The sequence below is a fragment of the Ancylobacter sp. 3268 genome (assembly GCF_031456575.1).
Taxonomy (GTDB): domain Bacteria; phylum Pseudomonadota; class Alphaproteobacteria; order Rhizobiales; family Xanthobacteraceae; genus Ancylobacter.
This window is the reverse complement of record NZ_JAVDUX010000014.1, coordinates 35,298-57,826: the sequence shown is the minus strand read 5'-3', so window position 1 is coordinate 57,826 and position 22,529 is coordinate 35,298. Positions and strand designations below refer to the sequence as shown.

At 68.1% G+C, this 22,529-nt stretch carries 25 protein-coding genes; 10 read left to right on the top strand and 15 right to left on the bottom strand.

Annotated elements, in window-relative coordinates:
• Positions 1 to 25 precede the first annotated feature (25 nt).
• A complete protein-coding gene (locus J2X65_RS19185) occupies positions 26 to 550 on the bottom strand; it encodes a Spy/CpxP family protein refolding chaperone (protein WP_310204271.1) in 525 nt (174 codons plus the stop codon).
• Between the two features lie 24 nt (positions 551 to 574).
• Positions 575 to 910, bottom strand: coding sequence for a GCG_CRPN prefix-to-repeats domain-containing protein (locus tag J2X65_RS19180; RefSeq protein WP_404977762.1), 336 nt, complete (start codon positions 908 to 910; stop codon positions 575 to 577).
• 452 nt (positions 911 to 1,362) lie between these two features.
• On the opposite strand from J2X65_RS19180, the gene J2X65_RS19175 reads away from it, so the two are divergent.
• Both J2X65_RS19175 and J2X65_RS19170 read left to right on the top strand, forming a co-directional pair.
• On the top strand, positions 1,363 to 1,872 hold the full coding sequence (locus tag J2X65_RS19175) for a GcrA family cell cycle regulator (protein ID WP_310204264.1): 510 nt from the start codon (positions 1,363 to 1,365) through the stop codon (positions 1,870 to 1,872).
• Between the two features lie 124 nt (positions 1,873 to 1,996).
• On the top strand, positions 1,997 to 2,779 hold the full coding sequence (locus tag J2X65_RS19170; protein ID WP_310204260.1) for a SprT family zinc-dependent metalloprotease: 783 nt from the start codon (positions 1,997 to 1,999) through the stop codon (positions 2,777 to 2,779).
• Positions 2,780 to 2,823: 44 nt separating this feature from the next.
• On the opposite strand, the gene J2X65_RS19165 is transcribed toward J2X65_RS19170, so the two are convergent.
• The 7 genes from J2X65_RS19165 to J2X65_RS19135 form a co-directional block, all read right to left on the bottom strand.
• Positions 2,824 to 4,959 (bottom strand): penicillin-binding protein 1A, encoded by a 2,136-nt coding sequence (locus tag J2X65_RS19165; RefSeq protein ID WP_310204257.1) that lies wholly within the window; start codon positions 4,957 to 4,959, stop codon positions 2,824 to 2,826.
• A gap of 147 nt (positions 4,960 to 5,106) precedes the next feature.
• Complete coding sequence (locus J2X65_RS19160) at positions 5,107 to 5,436, bottom strand: multidrug efflux SMR transporter (protein ID WP_310204596.1); 330 nt, start codon at positions 5,434 to 5,436, stop codon at positions 5,107 to 5,109.
• Positions 5,437 to 5,473: 37 nt separating this feature from the next.
• Positions 5,474 to 8,320, bottom strand: a complete 2,847-nt coding sequence (locus tag J2X65_RS19155) for a [protein-PII] uridylyltransferase (protein WP_310204254.1) — start codon at positions 8,318 to 8,320, stop codon at positions 5,474 to 5,476.
• Positions 8,321 to 8,525: 205 nt separating this feature from the next.
• Positions 8,526 to 9,074 (bottom strand): PRC-barrel domain-containing protein, encoded by a 549-nt coding sequence (locus J2X65_RS19150; RefSeq protein ID WP_310204251.1) that lies wholly within the window; start codon positions 9,072 to 9,074, stop codon positions 8,526 to 8,528.
• 133 nt (positions 9,075 to 9,207) lie between these two features.
• Positions 9,208 to 9,684 (bottom strand): hypothetical protein, encoded by a 477-nt coding sequence (locus J2X65_RS19145; protein WP_310204248.1) that lies wholly within the window; start codon positions 9,682 to 9,684, stop codon positions 9,208 to 9,210.
• 172 nt (positions 9,685 to 9,856) lie between these two features.
• A complete protein-coding gene (locus J2X65_RS19140; protein WP_310204244.1) occupies positions 9,857 to 11,188 on the bottom strand; it encodes an HWE histidine kinase domain-containing protein in 1,332 nt (443 codons plus the stop codon).
• 7 nt (positions 11,189 to 11,195) lie between these two features.
• Positions 11,196 to 11,999 (bottom strand): response regulator, encoded by an 804-nt coding sequence (locus J2X65_RS19135; protein ID WP_310204241.1) that lies wholly within the window; start codon positions 11,997 to 11,999, stop codon positions 11,196 to 11,198.
• 200 nt (positions 12,000 to 12,199) lie between these two features.
• Here J2X65_RS19135 and J2X65_RS19130 point away from each other — a divergent pair, with 200 nt between their 5' ends.
• Together J2X65_RS19130 and J2X65_RS19125 are read left to right on the top strand one after the other, a co-directional pair.
• Positions 12,200 to 12,442 (top strand): NepR family anti-sigma factor, encoded by a 243-nt coding sequence (locus J2X65_RS19130; RefSeq protein WP_404977756.1) that lies wholly within the window; start codon positions 12,200 to 12,202, stop codon positions 12,440 to 12,442.
• Positions 12,439 to 12,993, top strand: a complete 555-nt coding sequence (locus tag J2X65_RS19125; RefSeq protein WP_310204238.1) for a sigma-70 family RNA polymerase sigma factor — start codon at positions 12,439 to 12,441, stop codon at positions 12,991 to 12,993. The genes J2X65_RS19130 and J2X65_RS19125 overlap by 4 nt, the downstream gene beginning before the upstream one ends.
• Before the next feature lie 162 nt (positions 12,994 to 13,155).
• Here the strand turns inward: J2X65_RS19125 and J2X65_RS19120 are convergent, their stop codons facing one another.
• From J2X65_RS19120 to J2X65_RS19110, 3 genes are all read right to left on the bottom strand, one after another.
• A complete protein-coding gene (locus J2X65_RS19120) occupies positions 13,156 to 13,329 on the bottom strand; it encodes a DUF1328 domain-containing protein (RefSeq protein ID WP_213365025.1) in 174 nt (57 codons plus the stop codon).
• A 118-nt stretch (positions 13,330 to 13,447) separates the two neighbouring features.
• The gene (locus tag J2X65_RS19115; protein ID WP_310204235.1) at positions 13,448 to 14,347 is read right to left on the bottom strand and encodes a LysR family transcriptional regulator; all 900 of its coding nucleotides are present in this window, start codon (positions 14,345 to 14,347) and stop codon (positions 13,448 to 13,450) included.
• A 111-nt stretch (positions 14,348 to 14,458) separates the two neighbouring features.
• The gene (locus J2X65_RS19110; RefSeq protein WP_310204231.1) at positions 14,459 to 15,634 is read right to left on the bottom strand and encodes a DNA recombination protein RmuC; all 1,176 of its coding nucleotides are present in this window, start codon (positions 15,632 to 15,634) and stop codon (positions 14,459 to 14,461) included.
• 100 nt (positions 15,635 to 15,734) lie between these two features.
• On the opposite strand from J2X65_RS19110, the gene def reads away from it, so the two are divergent.
• The 3 genes from def to J2X65_RS19095 are packed head-to-tail and all read left to right on the top strand — an operon-like array spanning position 15,735 to position 17,682.
• Positions 15,735 to 16,280, top strand: coding sequence for a peptide deformylase (gene def, locus J2X65_RS19105; protein ID WP_310204228.1), 546 nt, complete (start codon positions 15,735 to 15,737; stop codon positions 16,278 to 16,280).
• A gap of 41 nt (positions 16,281 to 16,321) precedes the next feature.
• Positions 16,322 to 17,239 carry a methionyl-tRNA formyltransferase gene (gene fmt / locus J2X65_RS19100; RefSeq protein ID WP_310204226.1) on the top strand — a complete coding sequence of 306 codons (918 nt, stop codon included), beginning with the start codon at positions 16,322 to 16,324 and terminating at the stop codon, positions 17,237 to 17,239.
• Positions 17,239 to 17,682 (top strand): GNAT family N-acetyltransferase, encoded by a 444-nt coding sequence (locus J2X65_RS19095; protein WP_310204223.1) that lies wholly within the window; start codon positions 17,239 to 17,241, stop codon positions 17,680 to 17,682. Before fmt ends, J2X65_RS19095 begins: the two co-directional genes overlap by 1 nt.
• Positions 17,683 to 17,743: 61 nt before the next feature.
• On the opposite strand, the gene J2X65_RS19090 is transcribed toward J2X65_RS19095, so the two are convergent.
• Complete coding sequence (locus tag J2X65_RS19090; protein WP_310204220.1) at positions 17,744 to 18,379, bottom strand: peroxiredoxin; 636 nt, start codon at positions 18,377 to 18,379, stop codon at positions 17,744 to 17,746.
• 174 nt (positions 18,380 to 18,553) lie between these two features.
• Between J2X65_RS19090 and J2X65_RS19085 the strand changes: the two genes are divergently transcribed.
• Positions 18,554 to 18,817, top strand: a complete 264-nt coding sequence (locus J2X65_RS19085) for a hypothetical protein (RefSeq protein WP_404977755.1) — start codon at positions 18,554 to 18,556, stop codon at positions 18,815 to 18,817.
• 60 nt (positions 18,818 to 18,877) lie between these two features.
• Here the strand turns inward: J2X65_RS19085 and J2X65_RS19080 are convergent, their stop codons facing one another.
• On the bottom strand, positions 18,878 to 19,501 hold the full coding sequence (locus tag J2X65_RS19080; protein WP_310204218.1) for a helix-turn-helix transcriptional regulator: 624 nt from the start codon (positions 19,499 to 19,501) through the stop codon (positions 18,878 to 18,880).
• Between the two features lie 176 nt (positions 19,502 to 19,677).
• Here J2X65_RS19080 and J2X65_RS19075 point away from each other — a divergent pair, with 176 nt between their 5' ends.
• Positions 19,678 to 20,025, top strand: a complete 348-nt coding sequence (locus J2X65_RS19075) for a DUF952 domain-containing protein (RefSeq protein WP_310204215.1) — start codon at positions 19,678 to 19,680, stop codon at positions 20,023 to 20,025.
• Positions 20,022 to 21,098 carry a quinone-dependent dihydroorotate dehydrogenase gene (locus J2X65_RS19070; protein WP_310204212.1) on the top strand — a complete coding sequence of 359 codons (1,077 nt, stop codon included), beginning with the start codon at positions 20,022 to 20,024 and terminating at the stop codon, positions 21,096 to 21,098. The genes J2X65_RS19075 and J2X65_RS19070 overlap by 4 nt, the downstream gene beginning before the upstream one ends.
• A 98-nt stretch (positions 21,099 to 21,196) precedes the next feature.
• Here the strand turns inward: J2X65_RS19070 and J2X65_RS19065 are convergent, their stop codons facing one another.
• The gene (locus J2X65_RS19065; RefSeq protein WP_310204209.1) at positions 21,197 to 22,528 is read right to left on the bottom strand and encodes an MATE family efflux transporter; all 1,332 of its coding nucleotides are present in this window, start codon (positions 22,526 to 22,528) and stop codon (positions 21,197 to 21,199) included.
• Between the last annotated feature and the right edge of the window lies 1 nt (position 22,529).

Here is a 22,529-nt window from a genome sequence, read left to right as displayed (position 1 = left end):
GCCTGCAGCCATCAGGCGGGCAGGCTCACTCCTGCTCGTCCTCGAAGATCCACAGCTCCAAAGTCGGCTGCGGCTGGCCGGCGCGGTCGGTCATGCCAAGGAAGCCGGGGATGCGGCGCTTCTGCTCCGGGGTCAGCGAGGCGACCAGCGGCTTGGCGGCGGCGATCACCGTCTTGAGGTCCTGCGCCCGTGCCGCCTCGGCGTCGGCGAGACGCTCCAGCACGATGAGGAAGTCGGTCGCCGGCTCGGCCTTGGCGCGATCGGCGGCACGGCCGGCGGCGTTCTTCGCCGCTTGGCGGATGGCGGCCTCCACCGGGTCCCAGAGCTTGGTCTGGTCGGGGGTGAGGCCGATCACCGTCTTCAGCGCGATGAGGCGGGCGTCGAGCACCGCCTGGGCGTCCTCCGGTGTGTAGAGATCGACCACCGGCGGCGGCGCGTCCGCGGGCGGTGCGGCCGGCGGCGTGGTCTGGGCCATGGCCGGTGCGGCGAGCATCACGGCGAGCGCGGCCATCGGGGCGAGGGCGGAAAGGCGGGCAAGGATATGTGTCATGATAGGTCTCCGCTCAGGCCGGGTTCACTGCCAGCCGCCATCGGGCAGGCGCCCGTGATAGGGGGTGTCGCGGCAGTGGCCCCACGGCCCGCGCCACCAGCCGGGCGGGCAGCCATTGCCGTAATAGACCGGGGCGCCGGGCGGCACGGCATAGCCGCCGCCGGGCAGCGGGCCGGTATAGGGCGTGTCGCGGCAGCCGCCCCAGGGCCCGCGCCAGGCGCCGGGGCCGCAGCCCTGGGCGACCTTGGTGACCAGCGCGTCCGGCGTCGACAGCGTCGCGGCGATCGGAGCGGCCGAGGCCGGCAGGGCGAGGAAGGCTGAGGCGGCAAGCACGGCGGAAGCGATCAGGCGGGAGGTCATGAGGCGGGAAACACGGCGGGCCGGCGCGGGGGCGGCGGCGTTTGGATACGGCGTCATCGGCTTCTCCATCGGGCGCAAATCATGCGGCGCCATGGATGCATGCCGGGCCTGCCGGAACAATGCCCGCGAAGGGGCGGAGGGTCATTTCAGAGCCGTTCCAAACCGGATCGTGATCGAGGGAGCCGAGTGCGCCGAGTCAAGTTATTGATCCGACTCACATCCTTAACCAAGTGTTGCGCCGCGGACTCTCAACTGGGGAAAACGATCGTTTCGGCTCTGAACAGACTGGGCGAGAGTCTACGCATATTGTAGCCTCACGACCGTCAGATACGACATCTCGTGCGGCGGCAAATTCCATCGTGGCGTCAGCGGCATTAATCCGGCCGATCGTGTTCGGCCGGAAGCCTGCGGGATTCCGCCTGCGCGGTCGATGAGCTCAAGGAGGAACAGCGATGAACTGGACGGACGAGCGCGTCGAGCTCCTCAAGAAATTGTGGTCTGAAGGCCTGTCCGCCAGCCAGATCGCCGCCGAGCTCGGCGGCGTGACCCGCAACGCGGTCATCGGCAAGGTGCATCGCCTCGGTCTCTCCGGCCGCGCCAAGGCCGCCGCCGCCCCGGCTCCCCGCCCGCGCAAGCCGCGCCCGGCAGTGGTGCCCAGCGCGCCGGCCCGGCCGATGGTCTCCGGCAATAATGCGCTCGCCCCGGTCATGCGCCCGGTGATCGAGCCGGAGCCGGTGGAAATGCCGGATCCGGTCGCCAACGTCATCCCGATGGCGGAACGCTGCACCATTCTCGACCTGACCGAGTTCACCTGCCGCTGGCCGGTGGGCGAGCCGGGCAAGGGCGACTTCTATTATTGCGGCAGCCGCACCAAGACCGGCCTGCCTTATTGTTCCTACCACTCCCGCATCGCCTATCAGCCGGTGCAGGACCGCCGCCGCGACCGGCGCGTGGCCCGCTGACGCCGAACGCGCGCCGCGTCTTCTGCGTGGCGGTGGGTGGTACGTCCGCCGGCGGTGTTGACGCCGGCATTGGCGTGGGCGTGGATCGGCACCATATTGGAGCGCGTCCCTCCCCGAGCCGAGCATGCTGTTTCGAAGGCCGCCAATCACCCGTACCGACACGCGGGCGCCCTCCGCGCCGCGCGAGGCCACGTCGCTGACGTTGCGCGTCGAGGGGCGCGACGTGGTCGTCACGCTGCGCCGCGATGCGCGGGCGCGGCGCTATACGCTGCGGGTGCGGGCGGCGAGCCGGGACGTGGTGCTGACCATGCCGGCGCGCGGCTCGCTGAAGGAGGCCACGGCCTTCGCCGAGCGCCATACCGGCTGGATCGCCGTCCGCCTTGCGCAATTGCCGGTGGTCGTCGCCTTCGCTCCGGGAGCGATGGTGCCGCTGCGCGGCGTCCCGCACCGCATCGTGCACCGCCCCGGCGCACGCGGCACGGTATGGGCGGAGACCGACGCCGAAGGGCAGGCGCTGCTTTGCGTTGCCGGCGAGGCGGCGCATGTGGCGCGCCGGGTTGCCGATTTCCTCAAGCGCGAGGCGCGGCGCGATCTCACCGAGGCGAGCCGCCGCCATGCGCTGGCGCTCGGCGTCACCATCAGTCGCATCACTTTGCGCGACACGGCGAGCCGCTGGGGCTCCTGCTCCTCGACCGGGGGCCTGTCCTATTCCTGGCGGCTGATCCTCGCCCCGCCCGAGGTGCTGGACTATCTCGCCGCCCATGAGGTGGCGCATCGCCGCGAGATGAACCACGGCCCGCGCTTCTGGGCGACGGTGGACCGCCTGTTCCCCCGCCGGCACGAGGCCGAGGCCTGGCTGAAGCGGCGCGGGGCGGAGCTGCACCGCTTCGGCGTCGAGGCGGAGTAACACGGGCGGAGGGAGGCGCCCTCCCGGGACCGGACGCCCGATCCTCAGCCGCCGAACAGCTTGTCGAGCAGCCAGTTGTCGATGGTGGCGGGCTTGCGCTGCGCCTGCGGGCCGCCGGTGACCACCGGCTCCTCCGGCACGTCGCCGGGCGGCAGGTTGGAGGGCGCGATCTGCGGCTGCTCCATCCCGGCGCCGGGAAGCTGGACCGGCGGCATGTCCTTGTGCGCCGCCTTCATCACCTGGCTCCACACCTCCACCGGCACCCCGGCGCCCGAGGCCTTCCGGGTCGGCGAGGAATCGTCGTTGCCAAGCCAGACGGCGGTGATGAGCCGGCCCGTATAGCCGATGAACCAGGCGTCGCGATAATCCTGGCTGGTGCCGGTCTTGCCGGCGACCGGCCAGCCGGGCAGGTCGGCACGCTTGGCGGTGCCGGTCAGCACCACCTGCTGCAGCATGCGGTTCATCATCGACACGTGCGGCGGCGCCATCACCATGCCGCGGTTCGGCGAGGGCGCGGTGTAGAGCAGCTTGCCGCTGCCGCTGTCCTTCACCTGCTGGATCACATGCGCGGCGACGCCGTAGCCGCCATTGGCGAACGGCGCATAGGCATCGGCCATTTCCAGCACCGACACTTCCGAGGTGCCCAGCGCGATCGAGGCATTGGGCTCCAGCTTGGAGGTGATGCCGAGGCGCTGGGCGGTCTTCACCACCTCGCCCGGGCCGACTTCCAGCGCCAGGCGAACGGCGACGGTATTGAGCGACAGCGAGATCGCGGTCTTGAGATCGACCGGGCCGCGATAGTCGCGGCTGAAGTTCTCCGGCTTCCAGCCCTTGATCTGCACCGGCGCATCCTCGCGGATCGTCTCCGGTGTGAGGCCGCGCTCCATCGCCGTGAGATAGACGAAGGGCTTGAAGGACGAGCCGGGCTGGCGCCGGGCGGTGACGGCGCGGTTGTACTGGCTCTCCTCATAGGAGCGCCCGCCGACCAGCGCGCGCACGCCGCCATCGGTATCCATCACCACCAGGGCACCCTGCTCGACGCCGAGCTTCTTGCCGTTCCTGGCCAACGCATCCTTCAGCGCCTTGTCGGCGACCGCCTGCAGCGACATGTCGAGCGTGGTCTGCACGATCACGTCATGCTCGATGCTGGGCAGGATGGTCTTGAGCTGGTCGGCCACCCAATCGGCGACATAGCCGGCGACGTCGGAGGAGTTGTTCTTCGCCACCGTCGCCGGCTTGGCGAGCGCCGCCTGCTCCATCTCCGGCGAGATGAAGCGGGCATCGACCATGGCATCGAGCACCACGGCGGCGCGCTGCTGCGCCGCTTCGAGGTTGCGGGTGGGAGCGAGCGAGGAGGGCGACTTGACGAGGCCGGCGATCATCGCCGCCTCCGCCAGGGTGAGCTGGCGCGCCGGCTTGTTGAAATAGCGCTGCGCCGCCGCCTCGATGCCCCAGGCGCCGGCGCCGAAATAGACGCGGTTCACATAGAGCTCGAGCAACTCGTTCTTGGAATATTTGGTCTCCAGCCAGATCGACAGGATCAGTTCCTGGATCTTGCGCGAGAGCGTGCGTTCCTGGGTGAGGAACAGGTTCTTGGCCAGCTGCTGGGTCAGCGTCGAGCCGCCTTCGCGCAGCCGCCCCGAGGTCACGTTGACGAACAACGCGCGGCCGAGGCCGAGCGGGTCGAGGCCGAAATGCGAGTAGAAGCGCCGGTCCTCGATGGCGACGAAGGCCTGCGGCACATAGGGCGGCAGCGAGCGCAGCGGCACGGCGGAGCCGCGCATCTCGCCGCGTGTGGCGATGGTCCTGCCGTCGGCGGCCTGGATGATGATGGTCGGCGGCCGGTCGGGAATGGCGAGATTCTGGATCGGCGGCAGCTGGCCCGCCTCGTAGAAGATGAGGCCGGCGACGCCGACCACCGCCCAGATGCCGAGCACAAAGGTCCAGTAGAACAGCCGCGACAGCAGGCCGCGCCGCTTGGGGCCGCGTCCGCGCCCGGAAGCGGAGCGCCCGGATTCGCGCGAGGCCGAGGAGGAGCCGGATTTGCGCGAGGAACCGCCGCCACTCTTGCGGACCATGGCGGTCGGCCGGTCTTCCGGCGACAGGCGCAATTCTCCATAAGCCGACGATGCGCTCAGCACCGGCTCGCGCCGCTCATTATCGCCGTTGCGCCCGAACATGACGTGCGGAATGTCCCCCGAAAACCGCCGGTAAACGAAACCTAAACCGTGGCGGATAAACGTGGGGTTAAGGGCGATTTCGCGGCGCCGGGAGCTTTCCCCGACTGGCTTTCCCCGGCTGGCTTTTCCGGGCGGGCTTTTCCCGGGCTAGTGCGCGACCGAGTTCGAGAACAGCGTGACCGTGACGACACCGGCGAGGATGAGGCCGAGGCCGATGATCGCCGGCAGGTCGAGCGGCTGCTTCAGCCACAGCCAGCTTACCGCCGAGACCAGCACGATGCCGACCCCGGTCCAGATGGCATAGGCGATGCCGGTCGGCAGCACGCGGAGCACCAGCGACAGGAAGAAGAAGGAGATGCCGTAGCCGGCGAGGGTGACGAGGGTCGGCACCAGCCGGGTGAACCCCTCGGTCGCCTTGAGCGAGGTGGTGGCGATCACTTCGGCGGTGATGGCGATCAGGAGATAGACATAGGTCATCAGCACGGGAGGCTTCGCAATCTGAGGCTTCACGATCTCATGCCGCCGGAGAGGCGTCGGACGCCGCGCCGGCATTGGTTTCGTCGTCGGCGTCGAGAACCTGCAGCAGCGCCCGGCGGATCGCCGAATGGCGGGCGGCGCCGATGATCTTCGCCCCCATCAGGTCGGTGACGTAGAACACGTCCACCACCCGCTCGCCGAAGGTGGCGACATGGGCGGAGGCGATGTTGAGGTTGAGCCGCGACAGTGTCTGAGTGAGGCCGTAGAGCAGGCCGGGCCGGTCGAGGCCGGCGACCTCGACGACGGTATGGCGGTTCGACCAGGAATTGTTGAGCGTCACCTCCGGCTCGACGGTGAAGGCGCGGGGCCGCTTGGGGATCTTCCGCGCCACCACTTCCGGCAGCCGGATCTCGCCGGACAGCGATTTCTCGATCGACGAGGCGATGCGGTCGGCGCGGCGGATCTCGTCGCTGTCCTGCTCGAAGGCGCGGGTGAGCGAGATGGTGTCGAGCGCCCGCCCGTCGGTGGTGGTGCTGATCTGCGCATCGACGATGTTGGCGCCCGCCGCGGCGCAGGCCCCGGCGATCACCGCCAGCAGCTTGGGGTGGTCGGGCGCGAAGACGGTGAGCTCGGTGATGCCGCGCTGCGGATCGGTGCGGCTGGCGGTGGCGAGCGCCTTGCCGGCCGCCTCCGCTGCCAAAATGAAGTTGGCGTGCTCGACCTTGTGGGCGAGATCGGCGCGCAGCCAGTAGCTGGGATAGAGCCGGTCGATATAGCGCTCCAGCGCCTCTGGCTCCCAGCCCGGGGCGGTCCCGGACGTGCCGCCCAGCATGGCGGCGCGGAATTCGGCCTGAGCCCGCGCCACGCGCTGGTTGCGGTTCGATTCCGAGAAGCCGCCGGTGACCACCGGCTCGGTCTCGTAATAGAGCGTGCGCAGCAGCTGCGACTTCCAGTTGTTCCACACCCCCGGCCCGACGGCGCGGATGTCGGCGGTGGTGAGGATGAGCAGCAGGCGCATGCGCTCCAGGCTCTGCACCACGGCGCCGAAATTCTCGATCGTCTTGCGGTCCGACAGATCGCGCGACTGGGCGATGGTCGACATGGTGAGGTGCTGCTCGATCAGCCAGGCGACGGTCTCGGTATCGGCCGCCGACAGGCCGAAGCGCGGGCACAACTTGCGGGCCACGCGGGCGCCGGCGATGGAATGGTCCTCCGGCCGGCCCTTGGCGATGTCGTGCAGGAACACCGCCACATAGAGCAGCTGGCGGTTCTTGATCTGATGGATCAGCTCGTTGGCGATGCCGTATTCCGGCCGGTCGCCGCGCTCGATCTCGGCGAGCACGCCGATGGAGCGGATCAGATGCTCGTCCACCGTGTAGGAGTGGTACATGTTGAACTGCATCATCGCGACGATCTTGCCGAACTCCGGCACGAAGCGGCCGAGCACCCCGGTCTCGTTCATCCGCCGCAGCACGATCTCGGCGGTGTCGCGGGCGGTGAGGATGTCGAGGAACAGTCGGTTGGCCTCGGGGTTCTCGCGCACGCCGGCATCGATGAGCTTCAGCGAGCGGGTGGCGAGACGCATCGCGTCGGGATGGAAGGCGAGGCCCTTCTTCCCGGCATAATAGAAGATGCGGATCAGGTTGACCGGGTCGCGCTCGAACACCCCCGCATCGGCGACGTTGATGCGGTCATGGTCGACGATGAAGTCCGGGCTTTCCTTCAGCTTGCGGTTGGGCGAGCGGCGCAGCCGGGCGATCATCCGGTTCAGCCGCGGCACCGGCTTGTCGTGCCGCTCCTCCAGTGCCGAGGAGACGATGGCGGTGAGGTCGCCGACATCCTTCGCCACCAGGAAGTAATGCTTCATGAAGCGCTCGACGTCCTGCAGGCCGGGATGGCTGACATAGCCGAGCCGCTCGGCCATCTCGCGCTGCAGGTCGAAGGACAGCCGCTCCTCCGCCTTGCCGGCGAGGAAATGCAGGTGGCAGCGCACCGACCACAGGAAGCTCTCGCAGCGGCGGAACAGCGCCGCCTCCTGCGGCGTGAACACGCCGGTGGCGACGAGGTCGCGGGTCTCGCGCACCCGGTAGACATATTTGGCGATCCAGAACAGCGTGTGCAGATCGCGCAGGCCGCCCTTGCCGTCCTTGACGTTGGGCTCGACGAGATAGCGCGACTGGCCGGCACGCTTGTTGCGCTCCTCGCGCTCGGCGAGCTTGGCGGCGACGAATTCCGCCGCGGTGCCCTCCACCACCTCGGCATCGAAGCGACGCATCAGCTCGTTGAACAGCGAGACTTCGCCCAGCAGCAGCCGGGCCTCCAGCACCGAGGTGCGGATGGTCATGTCGCCGCGCGCCTGGCGGATGCATTCATCGACCGAGCGGGTGGCGTGGCCGACCTTCAACCCCATGTCCCACAGAACATAGAGGATGGATTCCGCCACGCTCTCGCCCCAGGCGGTCTGCTTGTAGGGCAGGAGGAACAGAATGTCGGTGTCCGAGCCCGGCGCCATCAGCCCGCGGCCATAGCCGCCCACGGCGACGATCGCCATGCGCTCGGCAGTCGAGGGATTGTCGGACGGGTAGAGATATTTCACCACCAGTTCGTGGACGAGCTGAAGAATCTCGTCCTGCAGCCGCGACAGCCGCTCGGCGCAGCGGCGGCCGGAGCCATCGGCCATCAGCCAGCTCTCGGCGACCTTGTGCCCCTCGGCATAGGCCTGCTTCAATCGCTTGGCGACCGCGCTGCGCAACTCGATCTCGCTTGCCGGCTTCGTGCCGCCGAACATGCCATCGGCAAGCGCATGGAGCTCGGCGCGCATGCCATCGATATCGAACAGCTCCCGGAAGGGCGGTTCGGTTCGGCGGCGGCGAGGTTCGATCATGGCGCGGTCCGGCGTGAAGGGGCCTTCCGCTTTATCCGATCCCGCTGCCGGCGTCATCGTCGGTGAGGCCGGCACGGCCGGAACATCGTGCTTTCACATAGGAAAGCTCGGGGGAGAGGGTCGCAGGCGCGGAGCGCAAACGCGAACATGCCCGGCGCTGGGCCGGGCATGTGACAGGCGCGGTTCCAGGAGAACCAGCAAGGGCTTACTGGGTCTTCGGCGCGGTGGCGCTGGTGCTCTGTTCCAGCGTCTTGAACTCCGGCGCCGAGTTGAGTTCCTCCTTCGTCAGGGCGACGACGATCTTCTCGCCATCCTGGGTCGGGGTCGCGGTGAGCGACTTGAAGGAGACGGCGACCGGCTTGGCGCCGATGCCGAGGAAGCCGCCCACATCGATCACCGCCGCGGCGATGGTGCCGTCACGCTCCACCAGCACGTCGCTGATCGAGCCGAGCTTCTCGTCGGTCGAGGTCACGACATCGGTGCCGATCAGGTCCGAGCCGAGCCACTGCGTGCCGGTCTGGGCGCTGATGAAGGTCGGCGTGGTCGGTACCGCGGTGGTCTGCGCGCTGGCATCCGGCATGGTGGAAGGCGGAGCGGCGGGCGACGCCGGCGACGGCGAGGTCGCATTTGGCAGGGTCTGCTCGTTGGAGGCGTCAGGCTGCTGCGAGTTGGGCGAGGGGCTCTGGGCGATCGCCACGGCGGGGGCGAGCGACAGGGCCGCAAGCGCGGTATAAGTAATGATCCTGTTCGTCATCATCGTACTCCCGTCAATAAATGAACCGGTAATCACGCGGTCTCGCGACCGTCTGTTGACATAACGGGATGGATAACGATCGGTTCCGATATTTTTTATTTAAGTGTCGGTGCAATAATACTTTTTCGACTTCTCAGTCGAGGGCCGAGATGTCGGCGATGCAGACAGTGAGGTTTTCCGTGGGAATATTCGGCCGGATTCCGCCGAGCGCTGACAGGCAGCCGCGCGGCATCTGCGCCGGGGCGGCACCCGCCGGCGCGCGCGGCGCGGACGGCGCCCTCATGTCGAGGGCGGGCTGCGGCGCTGCCGTCGGCATGTCGCGGGCGAGGCTGGGGTCGCGGGCGATGCCCGGGGCCGGCGCCGGCACGGGAGCGGCGGGGAGCGCCGCTGCCGGAACGGTGATATCGAGGCGCGGCCCCTTGGCCGCGCGGTTGACCATCGTCGACTGGTTGATCGCGGGGGCCTCGATGACCCGGGGCTCAGGGCCGGCGGCTCGTTCCGGCGTGAAGGCGACGGCGGCGAGGGGAAGAGCGGCCGCAAGGCCGGTCGCGGCGCCGAAGAGATAGGCGGTTCCGGCGAAGCCGGCCTTGGCGATGTGACGGCTGAACATGTCTCGACCCTCCGGCGAAGGCGCGTGACGGCGTCGTGCGAGGGCGCGCTACACGCGTCCTCGCCGGGAAGTCCCGCGAGATGTTGAGCTAAATTCACTTGCGCCCGGCCTGCTGTGCCATGGGCGACGCCATAGTTAACGCAGGGCTAACGAGGAAGTTCCATCGTCGGAACTAATCTGCGCGCTGGAGCGAGAGATGGTACTCGGGAACCGAGACGTGGCAGACCAGCCCATCAGGATTGAAGGCGAGTTCGACCTCGCCATCTAGGCCGCGCGCCAGATTGCGCTCGATCACCAAGGAGCCGAAGCCGCGCGCCGATGGCTGGGTGACGCGCGGGCCGCCCTTTTCAGTCCAGCTCAGCTCGAAGCCGCCGCCGGCTTCCGGCTGGCGGCGCGCCCATTGGATGGACACCTTGCCGGTCGGCACCGACAGGGCGCCATATTTGGCGGCGTTGGTGGAAAGCTCGTGCAGGGCGAGGCCGATGTTCTGCGCCGCCTCCGGCTTGAGGAACAGGTCCGGCCCGGCAATCGAGATGCGGTTGTTGTCGTGATCGAGATGGTGCCCCAGCTGCGAACGCACCATGTCGTGCAGCGAGGCGCCGTGCCAGCTTTCCTGCACCAGCAGGTCATGCGAGCGCGACAGCGCCTGCAGGCGGGCGCTGAACTGCTCGACGAAATGGTCGATGGTGGCGGAATGGCGGGCGGTCTGCCGCGCCATCGCCTGGATGACCGCGAGCAGGTTCTTTGAGCGGTGGGTCAGCTCGCGCATCAACAGGCGCAGATGCCGCTCGTTCTCCTTGCGCTCGGTGATGTCGACCGCGGCGCCGGTGAGCCCGACGGTGGCGCCGGCGAGGTCGCGCAACGGCTCGATATGGACATCGTACCAAATCTGCGAGCCGGCCTCATCCACCTCGACCTCGCCCTTGCGCGGTTCGTTGCTCGAGAGGGCCTCGCGCTTGAGCAGGGCGAGCGGCTGGGCGCGCATCTCGCCGAGTAGGTCGGCATCGCTGGCGCCGAGCACCTGCTCGACCGGAAAGCCGAACAGGGGCTTGCTGATCGAGGTGTAGCGCAGTTCCTTGTCCTGGGTGAAGATCGAGACGTTGGAGCCGCGCAGCGCCATCTCGTAGCGCTGAAGGGCGGTGGCGAGCTCCAGCGCCAGCCGCCGCTGCTCGCTCGCCACGATCACCGGCGAGGGCAGCGCGACCAACGCCTTGAGGTTGGTCCAAAGCGCCACCGCGCCGACGAGATTCAGCGCCGCCAGCCCGAAGCGGATGGTCGTCTGCACCCAGCCCGCCACGCCCTCATAGTCGATCGCCGCCGCCAGCGACAGCAAGCCGATGGTCAGCAGCAGCGACGCCAGCAGGAAAATGAGAGTGCGCATGCGCAGCGACAGATCGCTGCGCAGGTAAAGCAGGCGCACCAGTCCGAGCGTTATGGCGAAAGACGACACGACACTGATTGAGCGTGCCACGTCGTCCACGAGATTGAAATCCACGGGCTGCATGCCTCGCTCAAGCGGTGGCGCGCTGCTCCCGAGGACGCGCCTTGCGCTCGAAGAAGAGAGCCTGGCTGATCACCGCGGCGACCATCGAGGGCTGGAACGGCTTGGCGATCAGGAAGGCCGGCTCCGGCCGGATGCCGGTGAGGAAGCGCTCGGGATAGGCGGTAATGAAGATCACCGGCACCTCGACGCTTTCGATCAGTTCGTTCACCGCCTCGAGACCGGAACTGCCATCGGCCAGCTGGATGTCGGCAAGCACCAGTCCCGGCGGCTTGCGGCGGGCGAGACTGACCGCCTCGGAATGGGTGCGGGCGATGCCGGTGACCCGGTGGCCAAGGCTCTCCACCAGCCCTTCGAGATCGAGCGCGATGAACGGCTCGTCCTCGATGATGAGCACATCGGTGGCGATTTCCGCCGCCAGCTCGCGCCCCGCTTCCTCGACGAGATTGCGCAGGGTGGCGACATCGATGTCGAGTACCGCCGCAGCCTCATCCTCGGCGAAACCTTCGAGCGACACCAGCAGGAAGGCCTGCCGTACCGGCGGCGTGATATGGCTGAGCCGCTGTTCGCCCTTCAGCGGCGGCGGTCCGGGATCGGCGCGCCCGTTCAGGGACACCGAATCCCACAGGCGCGTCAGGAGTTGATAAAGCGCGATGCGCGGCCCGGCCGGATGGTCGAGAACGCCGGGCTCGGCGATCAACGTTTCCAGAAGCGCCGTTACATAGGCGTCGCCAGCGGTCTGGCTGCCGCTAAGCGCGCGGGCGTAGCGGCGCAGGAACGGCAAATGCTGCGCAACGGTCTGTGAAGTGCTCACACGCGTCTCCCCGAAAAAGCATTAGGCAAGGCGACCGTTAACTCTCACTAGCGGGGTAAGGTTCCGGGTCGCTAACAGTTCGTTTCAAATTTTTTCCGCATGCTGGAACTCCGTCGCCCCTTTCCGGTTATCAGCAACATGAAGCGACGGAGACTCCTGTTCAAAGGGTTTGCGGAGGCTCGATGTCGGGAAAGCGTAATATGACGACAGAAGATGAGAACGAGGGGCGGGGAGCCGTACCCGATGCGGTGGCCACGACCCCGCAGCGAATGTCGGCGACGGCTCTGGATGGCGATATCCAGGCCAAGATCGGCCAGCATCTGCGTGCCATGTATGACGATGTGGTTCGCCAAGGCGTGCCCAACCGTTTCCTCGACCTGCTCAGCCAGCTCGACCAACCGTCGGGCGCGGGCAAGAAGCCGGGGGGAGGGGCCGGCTCGTGAGCACCGTCGATCCCGGTCTGCGCGATGACATCATCGCCGCGATCCCGAATTTGCGCGCATTCGCCATCTCGTTGAGCGGGAGTGTCGACAAGGCGGACGACCTGGTGCAGGAGACGCTGCTGCGCGCCTTCGCCAACATATCCAGTTTCAATCCCGGCACCAATTTGTCGGCGTGGCTGTTCACCATCCTGCGCAACCTGTTCCGTTCGGAATATCGCAAGCGCCGGCGCGAGGTGCCCGACCCGGACGGGGCATTCGCTGCGACGCTGACTACCAGCCCCGACCAGAACAGTCACCTCGACTTCGAGGATTTCCGCGCCGCGCTCGAGCGGCTGCCGCCCGACCAGCGCGAAGCCCTGGTGCTCGTCGGTGCCTCCGGCTTCTCCTATGAGGAGGCGGCGGACATCTGCAAATGCGCGGTGGGCACTATCAAGAGCCGCGTCAACCGTGCCCGCAATCGCCTCGGCGAACTGCTCGCCCTCGATTCCGCCGAGGATCTCGCCCCGGAGAAATCCGTGGGCATTCCCGTCCCAGCTACCGAACGCCTCTGAATATTCGCATCGACCCGAGCCCGGTGGATCGCAGCGCGCGGCCCGCCGGGTTTTCGATCGTCCTGTCGGCGGCCGCCACGAAACGGCAGACAAAAAAGCGCCCTCGCGCCAAAGGGAGCGCGAGGGCGTGCCGTGCTGTGTCGTCGCACGCGGCGCCGTCGTTCAGGGCGCCCTTCGGCCGCGAAGCATCCCCAGTACCGCCGAGACGACGAAGAGGATGATGGCGACGAAGAAGATGATTTTGGCGATCTCGATCGCCGTTCCGGCAATGCCGCCAAAACCCAGCACGGCGGCGATCAGGGCGATGACGAGAAAGGTGAGGGCCCAACCGAGCATGACATAACTCCCAGCTATTCGGCGGCCCGAAGGCGCCCTGCCGATGCGCGGGCGTCGATGCCGTCCTGCCGGATCAACGACAGAACCGCGCGGGAGTTCCGTATCCGGCTCAGAACCTTCAGAGACGCTTGGCGAGGTCGGGAGCCACCGCCTTCGCCTCGGCGATCAGGGCGGAGACCAGCGGTGTCATCGGCTCGCGGTCGAGGGCGACCAGGCCGATCTGATGCACGATTTCCGGCTCGCCGATCGGAATGGAGCGGATCGAGTTGGGGAAGGCGAAGACATCGGCAAGGGCCTTGGCCACCACGCTCGACCACTGGCCGGTGCGCACATGCGACAGGAGGGCGATGGTCGAATTGGCCTCCAGCATCGGCTCGGCCATCTGGCCCGCCTCGCGCAGCTGCCGGTCGACGATGCGGCGGTTCTGCATGTCGGGGGTGAGCAGGCACAGCGGCACCCGGCCGATCTCTTCCCAGCTGACCTTCTGCCGGTCGCCGAGCGGGGCGTTCACCGAGGTGAGGAACCGATAGGTCTCCTTGTACAAAGGTACCGTCTTCACCCGCCCGAGCGGATCATTGTCGAGATAGGTGACGCCGGCATCGGCCTCGAGATTTTCGATGAGCCGCAGCACCTCGTTGGAACTCGCCGAGATCAGGGTGAAGCGCACATCGGCGTGCTTCTGGTGGAACGGGGTGGTCAGCTCGCTCAGCATCGGCATGGCGGTGGGGATGGCGGCGATGCGGATATGGCCCGACAGGCCCTTGCGCAGCGTCGCGATCTCCTGGCGCATGGCCCGGGTATCGGCGATGATGCGCCGCGACCATTCCAGCGCCCGCTCGCCTTCCGGCGTGAAGCCGATGAAGCGCGAGCCGCGCTCGACGAGGCGTACGCCGAGCGCCTCCTCCAACTGCTTGAGCCCGGCAGACAGCGTGGGCTGGGTAATGCCGCAGGCTTCGGCGGCGCGGCCGAAATGGCGTTCCTTGGCGAGGGCGAGCAGCAGTTCGAAACGGTCGATCACTCGTACGCATTCCCGGCGCGTGGGCGAAAGACGTTATGTATCAGAGGCGATAGCTTTTGCGAATTAGACAGTTGAAAAACGCGATGCCGTGCCGCACCGCTGCGGCAGGGGCTATTCGGCGGCGCCGCGCAACCCGGCGGGGCCGGCGTCTTCGGTCTCCGGCGGCTCGGAAAACTCCAGCTGGGCGATGCGCCCGCCGCGACGGGCGATCTTGTCGGCGGAGGTGAGCGTCTGGGCGACGTCGTCGCCCATTCGGCCGAAATGTTTCGCGAGATTGCCGACGCGCTCGCGCAGCCTCTTCACATCCTCCACCAGCGCCCCGCATTCGGCGCGGATGCGGTCGGCCTGCTCGCGCATGCGCGCATCCTTGGCGATCGCCTGCACCACCTGCACCGCCAGCATCAGCAGCGACGGCGAGACCAGCACCACCCGGGCGCGGAAGGCGCGCTGGATGACGTCGTCGAAATGCTCGTGCAGGTCGGCATAGACCGACTCGGAGGGCACGAACATCAGCGCGACGTCCTGCGTCTCGCCCGCCACCAGATAGCGCTCGGCGATGTCGCCGATGTGCTTGCCGACGTCCTGCTTGAGCCGGGTCTCGGCCTGTTTGCGGGCCTCGGGGCTGGCGGATTCGCGGAAGGCGGTGATCGCCTCCAGCGGGAATTTCGAATCGACCAGCAGCGGCCGCCGGTCGCCGGGCAGGAAGATGGCGCAGTCGGCGCGGCGGCCATTCGCCAGCGTGTGCTGGAAGGCGAAGCTTTCGCGCGGCAGCGCATCGGCGATGATCGCCTGCAGCCGCCCCTCGCCGAAGGCGCCGCGCGCCTGCTTGTTGGCCAGCGTCGCGCGCAGGCCCATCACCTGGCCGGAAAGCTCGCCGAGGCTGGCGCGCGCCTGGTCGACCAGCGCCAGCCGCTCGTTGAGGCGCATCAGGTTCTCGTGCGTCGCCTCATTGGCGCGGGCGAGGCTCTCGCCAATGCGATAGGAGGTGGCATCGAGCCGCTCGGCCACCGCGCGGGCGAGTTCGCCCTGCCGGTGGGCGAGGATCTCGGTCATAGACTGCACCCGCCCCGCCATTTCCGACTGGCTGCGGGTGAGCTCGATCAGCCGGTCCTCCAGCTCCTCGGCGCGTCGGGCCTGCTCCTCGGCCTCAAGGGCGCGGGCCCGCGCCTGCCGCGCGCCGGCCACCAGCACGGCGACGAGCAGCAGCAGGGCGAGCGCGCCGGCGCCGGCCAGGAGCTCGGCAAGGGTGACGGGATGCCCGGCGACGGCAAACAGAAGCTGGTCCATGCGCCGCTTCTAGCAGATTTCGCGCCGCGCGCGAACGAAAAGGGAACGGGATAGTTTCGAGACCGTTGACCAGCGGGCGCGCGTCGCTTATTTCCCCGCCATGTCCGTACGCCCGCTCGTCATCATTCCCGACAACCGCCTGCGCCTCGTCTCCGATCCGATCGTGCGTGTGGACGCGCGCGTGCGCGCGCTCGTCGACGACATGTTCGAGACCATGTATGACGCGCCGGGCATCGGGCTCGCCGCCATCCAGATCGGCGTGCCCGAGCGCATCGTCACCGTCGATGTCGGCAAGCGCCGGGCGAAGGAAGATAATGGCGACGACGAGGGCGAGAAGAACCCCATCGCGCTGATCAATCCGGAGATCGTTTCCGCCTCCGAGGAGATATCGGTCTACCAGGAAGGTTGCCTGTCGATTCCGGACTATTACGAGGATGTCGAGCGGCCGGCGCGGGTCAAGGTGCGCTTCATGGACCTCAATGGCGAGATGCAGGAGATCGACGCCGACGGGCTGCTCGCCACCTGCGTGCAGCATGAGATCGACCATCTCAACGGCGTGCTGTTCATCGACCACATCTCCAAGCTCAAGCGCGACCGGGTGATCAAGAAGTTCACCAAGGCCGCCAAGGAGCGAGAGCGCGACTGACGCGCCGTCCTCCCCCTCCATTCCCGGCGCGGAGACCCTTCATGCGTGTCGTCTTCATGGGAACGCCGGAATTCGCGGTGCCCACGCTGGTCGAGATCGTCGGCGCCGGCCATGAGGTGGTCGCGGCCTATACCCGCGCGCCGGCGGCGGCCGGGCGGCGCGGTCTCGACCTCGTACCCTCGCCGGTGCACCGCACCGCGGAGCGCTTCGGCATCCCGGTACTGCATCCGAACACGCTGAAGGGCGAGGAGGCGGCCGCCACCTTCGCGGCCCATAATGCCGATGTCGCGGTGGTGGTGGCCTATGGCCGCATCCTGCCGCCGGCGATCCTTGCCGCACCGGCGCTCGGCTGCCTCAACCTGCACGCCTCGCTGCTGCCGCGCTGGCGCGGCGCCGCGCCGATCCAGCGCGCCATCATGGCGGGCGACAAGGAGAGCGGCGTTGCGGCCATGCGCATGGAGGAGGGGCTCGACACCGGCCCGGTGGGCCTCGTCGAACGCGTCGCCATCACGCCCGACATGACCGCCGGCGAGCTGCACGACCGGCTGATGGTGATCGGCGCCGATCTGATGGGCCGGGCGCTGGCGGCACTGCAGCGCGGCGCGCTCGGCTTCACGCCGCAGCCGGCCGAGGGCGTGACCTATGCCGCCAAGATCGACAAGGCCGAGACTCGCATCGACTGGAGCCGGCCGGCCGGCGACGTGCATAATCACATTCGCGGGTTGTCGCCGTTCCCCGGCGCCTGGTTCGAGCTGGGCGGGGTGCGGGTCAAGGTGCTGCGCTCCACCATTGGTGAAGGCGCGGGCACGCCGGGCACGGTGCTCGACGACCGCCTGACCGTTGCCTGCGGCACCGGCGCGGTGCGGCTGATCGAGGTGCAGAAGGCCGGCGGCCGGGCGATGCCGGCGGAGGAATTCCTGCGCGGCAACGCGCTCGAGGCGGGCGACGAGGTGAGCTGATGATCCGGGCGGTGCGGGTGGACGACCATGACGCGTGGCTGCCGCTCTGGCAGGCCTACCTGACCTTCTACGAGTCGGAGTTGCCGGCCCAAGTAACGCGCGCCACCTGGGCGCGCCTGCTCGACCCGGCGGAGCCGGTCCACGGCGCGCTGGCCTTCGATGCCGATGGCCGGGCCGTCGGGCTGGTGCACTGGCTGTTCCACCGCTCGACCTGGAGCGAGGGCGATTCCTGCTACCTGAACGACCTGTTCGTCGATGGCAGCCAGCGCGGCAAAGGGCTGGGGCGTGAACTGATCGCCCATGTCCACGCCGATGCCGCCGCCCGCGGCGCCCCGGAGGTCTATTGGCTGACCCACGAAACCAACCGCACGGCGCAGACGCTCTACAACGCGGTGGCGGAGCGCACCGGCTTTATCCATTACCGCCAGCTGACCGGCGAATAGCGGCTGGCACGCCCGAAGCGCCCGCCGCCTTCGTCTCACTGCGCCGGCTCACTTCGCCGGCTTACTTGCCGGGCTGGGCGACGACGCGCAGATAAGGCTTCAGCGTCTTCCAGCCTTGGGGGAACTTCTCCTTCGCCGCCTCGTCGCTGACCGCCGGGACGATGATGACGTCATCGCCGTCCTTCCAGTTCGCCGGGGTGGCGACGGAATGGGTGGCGGTGAGCTGCAGCGAATCGATCACCCGCAGGATCTCGTCGAAATTGCGCCCCGCACTCGCCGGATAGGTGAGCGAGAGCTTCAGCTTCTTGTCCGGCCCGACAATGAACACCGAGCGCACGGTGAGGGTGTCCGATGCGTTGGGATGGATCATGTCATAAAGATCGGCGACCTTGCGGTCCTGGTCGGCGATCAGCGGGAAGTTCGGCGCATAGCCCTGAGTCTCGGCGATATCGGCCGACCACACCGCATGGGCGTCGAGCGGATCCACCGACAGGCCGATAACCTTCACGTTGCGGCGGTCGAATTCCGGCTTGAGCCGGGCGACCTGGCCGAGCTCGGTGGTGCAGACCGGGGTGAAGTTCTTCGGGTGCGAGAACAGCACGCCCCAGGAACTGCCGAGCCACTCATGGAACCGGATCGGTCCCTCGGTGGTCTGCGCTTCGAAATCGGGCACGACATCGCCTAGACGGATAGTCATCGGAGGGCTCCAACCATATTCACATGATTATCATGTGTATAAATTATAAAACACGTTTCTGGTTTGGGGAAGGTGGTCGCGGCGTTTGCGGTATCTTACGGATGGAACCGATGCCGGGTGATGACGTTACGCTCTTGGAACAGGGTTCCCCCGCTGGGTGTTCTGGAGAGAAACATGATGATGAAGGTCCTTGCCATTTCCGCCGTGGCGCTCAGTCTCGCGGCGTGCACCACCACCGAACGCCGCGCAACGGGCGGCGCGCTGATCGGCGGCGGCACCGGCGCGATTATTGGCGGCATTGCCGGCGGCGGCACCGGCGCGGCGGTGGGCGGTGCGATCGGCGCCGGCACCGGCGCGGTCATCGGCGCGGCGACCTCGCCCGGCGATTGCTGGGCGCGCGATGCCTATGGGCGGCGGGTGGCCGTTCCCTGCCGCTGAACCCGGCACTCCATCAACATCGGACGGCCCCCTTCCGGGGGCCGTTCTCATATGCGGCGCCTATTGGCTGGCCCAGAGCACCCGGGCGATCGAGGCTATGTCGGCTTCCGGGATGATCTGGTCGGGATGGCCGGGAGTGAGCGAGCGCAGCTCGAGCGTGCGGGCGGTGCGGCGCTTGAGTTCCTTGGCGAGCACCTCGCCACGGCGGGTTCTGACGATCACCCGATCGCCGCGGCGGATCGCTGCGGCCGGCGAGACGACGACGATGTCGCCGTCGCGGTAGAGCGGCATCATCGCATCGCCGGCGATCTCCAATGCATAGGCATGCTCGTCGTCAACATCGGGGAAGGGCGCCTCGTCCCAGCCGCTGCCGGCCGGCAAGCCCGCCTCGTCGAAGAAGGCGCCGTTGCCGGCCTGGGCAAAGCCGAGCAGCCGGATCAGGCGCCCGCTGCGCGGGCGTTGCACCAGATGCATGAAATCGTCGAGGTCTGTGCTGGTGGCGTGGAGTATCTTGGCGATACTCTCGGTGGATGGCCAGCGCGGGCGGCCGTCCGATGCCTCGCGTTTGGAGCGGTTGAAAGTGGTGGCATCCAGTCCTGCCCGCTTGGCCAAAGCCGATGCCGTCAGACCGTGACGCTCGGCGAGGAGGTCTACCGCTCGCCAGATCTGGGCATGGGTGAGCATGATGCAATCCAAGGTTGATTATTATGGTTAACGCAATCCAGAATTAGGAATTATACCCTATTGACCGAGGCGTCCAGTACCGCTTGCAACCTTAGCCCCGCGGGGTTACAGCCGCCCCGGGGAGCCCCGTCAGCGGGGGCGGGATTGCGCGGCATGGCCGCCCGATGGGATCGTTCATGGCCGCACTCATCTATAAGATTTCTCCGCGCCTGGCGTGGGCGCAGGCGGAGGCGGCCGGGCGCTTCGACGGCGCGCCGGTGGACCGCGCCGATGGCTTCATCCATTTCTCCACCGCGGCCCAACTGCCCGGCACCGCCGCCAAGCATTTTGCCGGCCAGGCCGATCTGGTCCTGGCGGCGATCCGGGTGGAGGCGCTCGATCCGGCGGCGCTGCGCTGGGAGCCTTCGCGCGGGGGCGACCTGTTCCCGCATCTCTATGCGCCGCTGCCGATGAGCGCGGTCGCTTTCGTCCGCGATCTGCCGCTGGGGGCGGACGGCGCGCATCAGTTCGGAGAACTCGCATGAGCGCCCTGCTCGATCTTGCCCTGCCCTTCGCCCGGCTGATCGACCCGGAGATGGCGCACGGGCTGGCCATTCGCGCGCTCGCCTGCCTGCCGGCGGCGGCACCGCCGCCGGAGGATCCCTCGCTGGCGTTGCGGGCTTTCGGGCTCGACTTCCCCAATCCGGTGGGCCTGGCCGCCGGCTTCGACAAGGAGGCCGAGGTGCCGGACGCCATGCTCGGCATCGGCTTCGGCTTCGTCGAGGTCGGCACCATCACGCCGCGCCCGCAGCCGGGCAATCCGCGCCCGCGCAATTTCCGTCTCGCCGAGGACCGGGGGGTAATCAACCGCTACGGCTTCAACAGCGGCGGGCAGGACCCGGCGCGCGAGCGGCTCAAGGAGCGACGCGGCCGCACGGGCATCGTCGGGGTGAATGTCGGGGCGAACAAGGACACGGCCGACCGGGTCGCCGACTACGTCTCCGGCATCGAGGCCTTTGGCGATGTCGCCAGCTATTTCACCGCCAATGTTTCCTCGCCCAACACGCCGGGCCTGCGCGACCTGCAGGAGGAGCGGGCGCTCGACGACCTCATCGCCCATCTGCTCGATGCGCGCGAACGCGCGGCGCCGGGCGTGCCGCTGCTGATCAAAATCGCTCCCGATCTCGCTCTTGCTCATCTCGACGCGGTGGTGCAGGTGGCACGCCGGCGCGGCGTGGACGGGCTGATCGTTTCCAACACCACGATCTCGCGTCCGGGCACCCTGCGTTCCGCGCACCGCAAGGAGACCGGCGGCCTCTCGGGCCGGCCGCTGTTCCCGCTGTCGACCCGCATGCTGGCGGAGACCTATGTGCGGGTGGAGGGGGCGTTTCCGCTGATCGGCGCCGGCGGCATCGACAGCCCGGAGGCGGCGATCGCCAAGATCGAGGCCGGGGCGACGCTCATCCAACTCTATTCGGCACTGGTCTATGAGGGGCTGGGCCTTGTGGGGCGGATCACCCAGGGACTTTCCGCCTATCTCGCCGCGGATGGCCGCCTGCTGTCCGAATTGGTGGGCACGACCGCGCGCGAACGCGTGGCGGAGCCGTTTCCCGATTAGCGCAGTTCCCGCGAAAGCGCGCAGCGGTTCTGCGAAAGGCATTCGATAGAAACAGAGAGTTGGGCCGTTCCGGCGAACCGAACGTCACCTGAACCCCTCTAGGCGGGAAAGGTGCGCCGCACCAGCGCCGGCACGCGCAGCGCCTGCAGCACGCCGCGCCCCGCCATGAAGGCGAGATAGGCCCACCACAGGCCGGTATTGCCGAACGGGCGGCCGATCCACCAGGCGGCGAAGAACAGCACCACCGCGCCGAACATCAGGTTGCGCATGTCGCGCGACCAGGTCGAGCCGGCATAGATGCCGTCATAGGCAAAGGCGGCGACACCCATGAGCGGGGTGAGCGCCGCCAGCGGCAGAAATGCCCGCGCCGCCTCGCGCACCTGCGGGTTGCTGGTGAGGGCGTCGATCACCGCCCCGCCGCCCAGCCACAAAGCGAGCGTGGCCGGCACGGCGAAGCCGAAGCCCCAGAACAGCACCAGCCCCACCGAGCGGCGGAAGCCCGCGCGGTCGCGGGCGCCGACCGCCTGGCCGCAGATCTGCTCAGCGGCGGTGGAGAAGCCGTCGAGGAAGAAGGCGGTGACCATCACCATGTTGTAGAGCACGGCATTGGCGGCCAGCGTCACATCGTCGGTGCGCGCGCCCTGGGCGGTGAAGAACAGCAGCACCAGCATCAAGAGGCCGGTGCGGATCATGATGTCGCCATTGACGCCGATGGTCTCGACGAGCCGGGCGCGGTCGAGGAGGGTGGCCAGCGGCAGCCGCCAGTTCGCGCCGATCAACCGGCGGGCGACGAGAAGGCCGACCAGCGTGCCGACCATTTCGGCGACCAGATTGGCCAGCGCGGCGCCGGCGATGCCGTAATCCCAGTGCAGCACGAGGAGCAGGGTCAGCGCGGCGTTGATCCCGGCGATCAGCACCTGCAGGCCGAGGCCGATATCGGTGCGGGCGATGCCGACCAGCCAGCCCAGCACCGCGAAATTGCCGATGGCGAAGGGAGCCGAGAAAACGCGGATGGAGAAATAGACCGCGGCGGCCGCCGTCACCGCTTCGCCGGTGCCCATCAGGCGGAACGTCAGGACACCCACCGGCACATGCACGAGGATGATGGCGATGCCGATGGCGGCACAGAGGACGAGCGCACGGGCGAGGGTGGCGCGCACCTCCAGCGCATCGCCGCGCCCGAGCGCTTGTGCGGTCAGCCCCGCCGTGCCCATGCGCAGCGAGCCGAACACCCAGAACAGGAAATCGAACAGCAGCGCGCCGACCGCCACCGCCCCGAGCAGCACCGCATCGCCCAGCCGGCCGACCGCGGCGGTGGCGACGAGGCCGAGCAGCGGCGTCGTCATCTGCGCCAGCGTGGCCGGCAGCGCGATGGCGAGGAAGCGCCGGTGGGTGACATCGGCGCGGCCGCCGGCGGTGGCGAGCTTCATC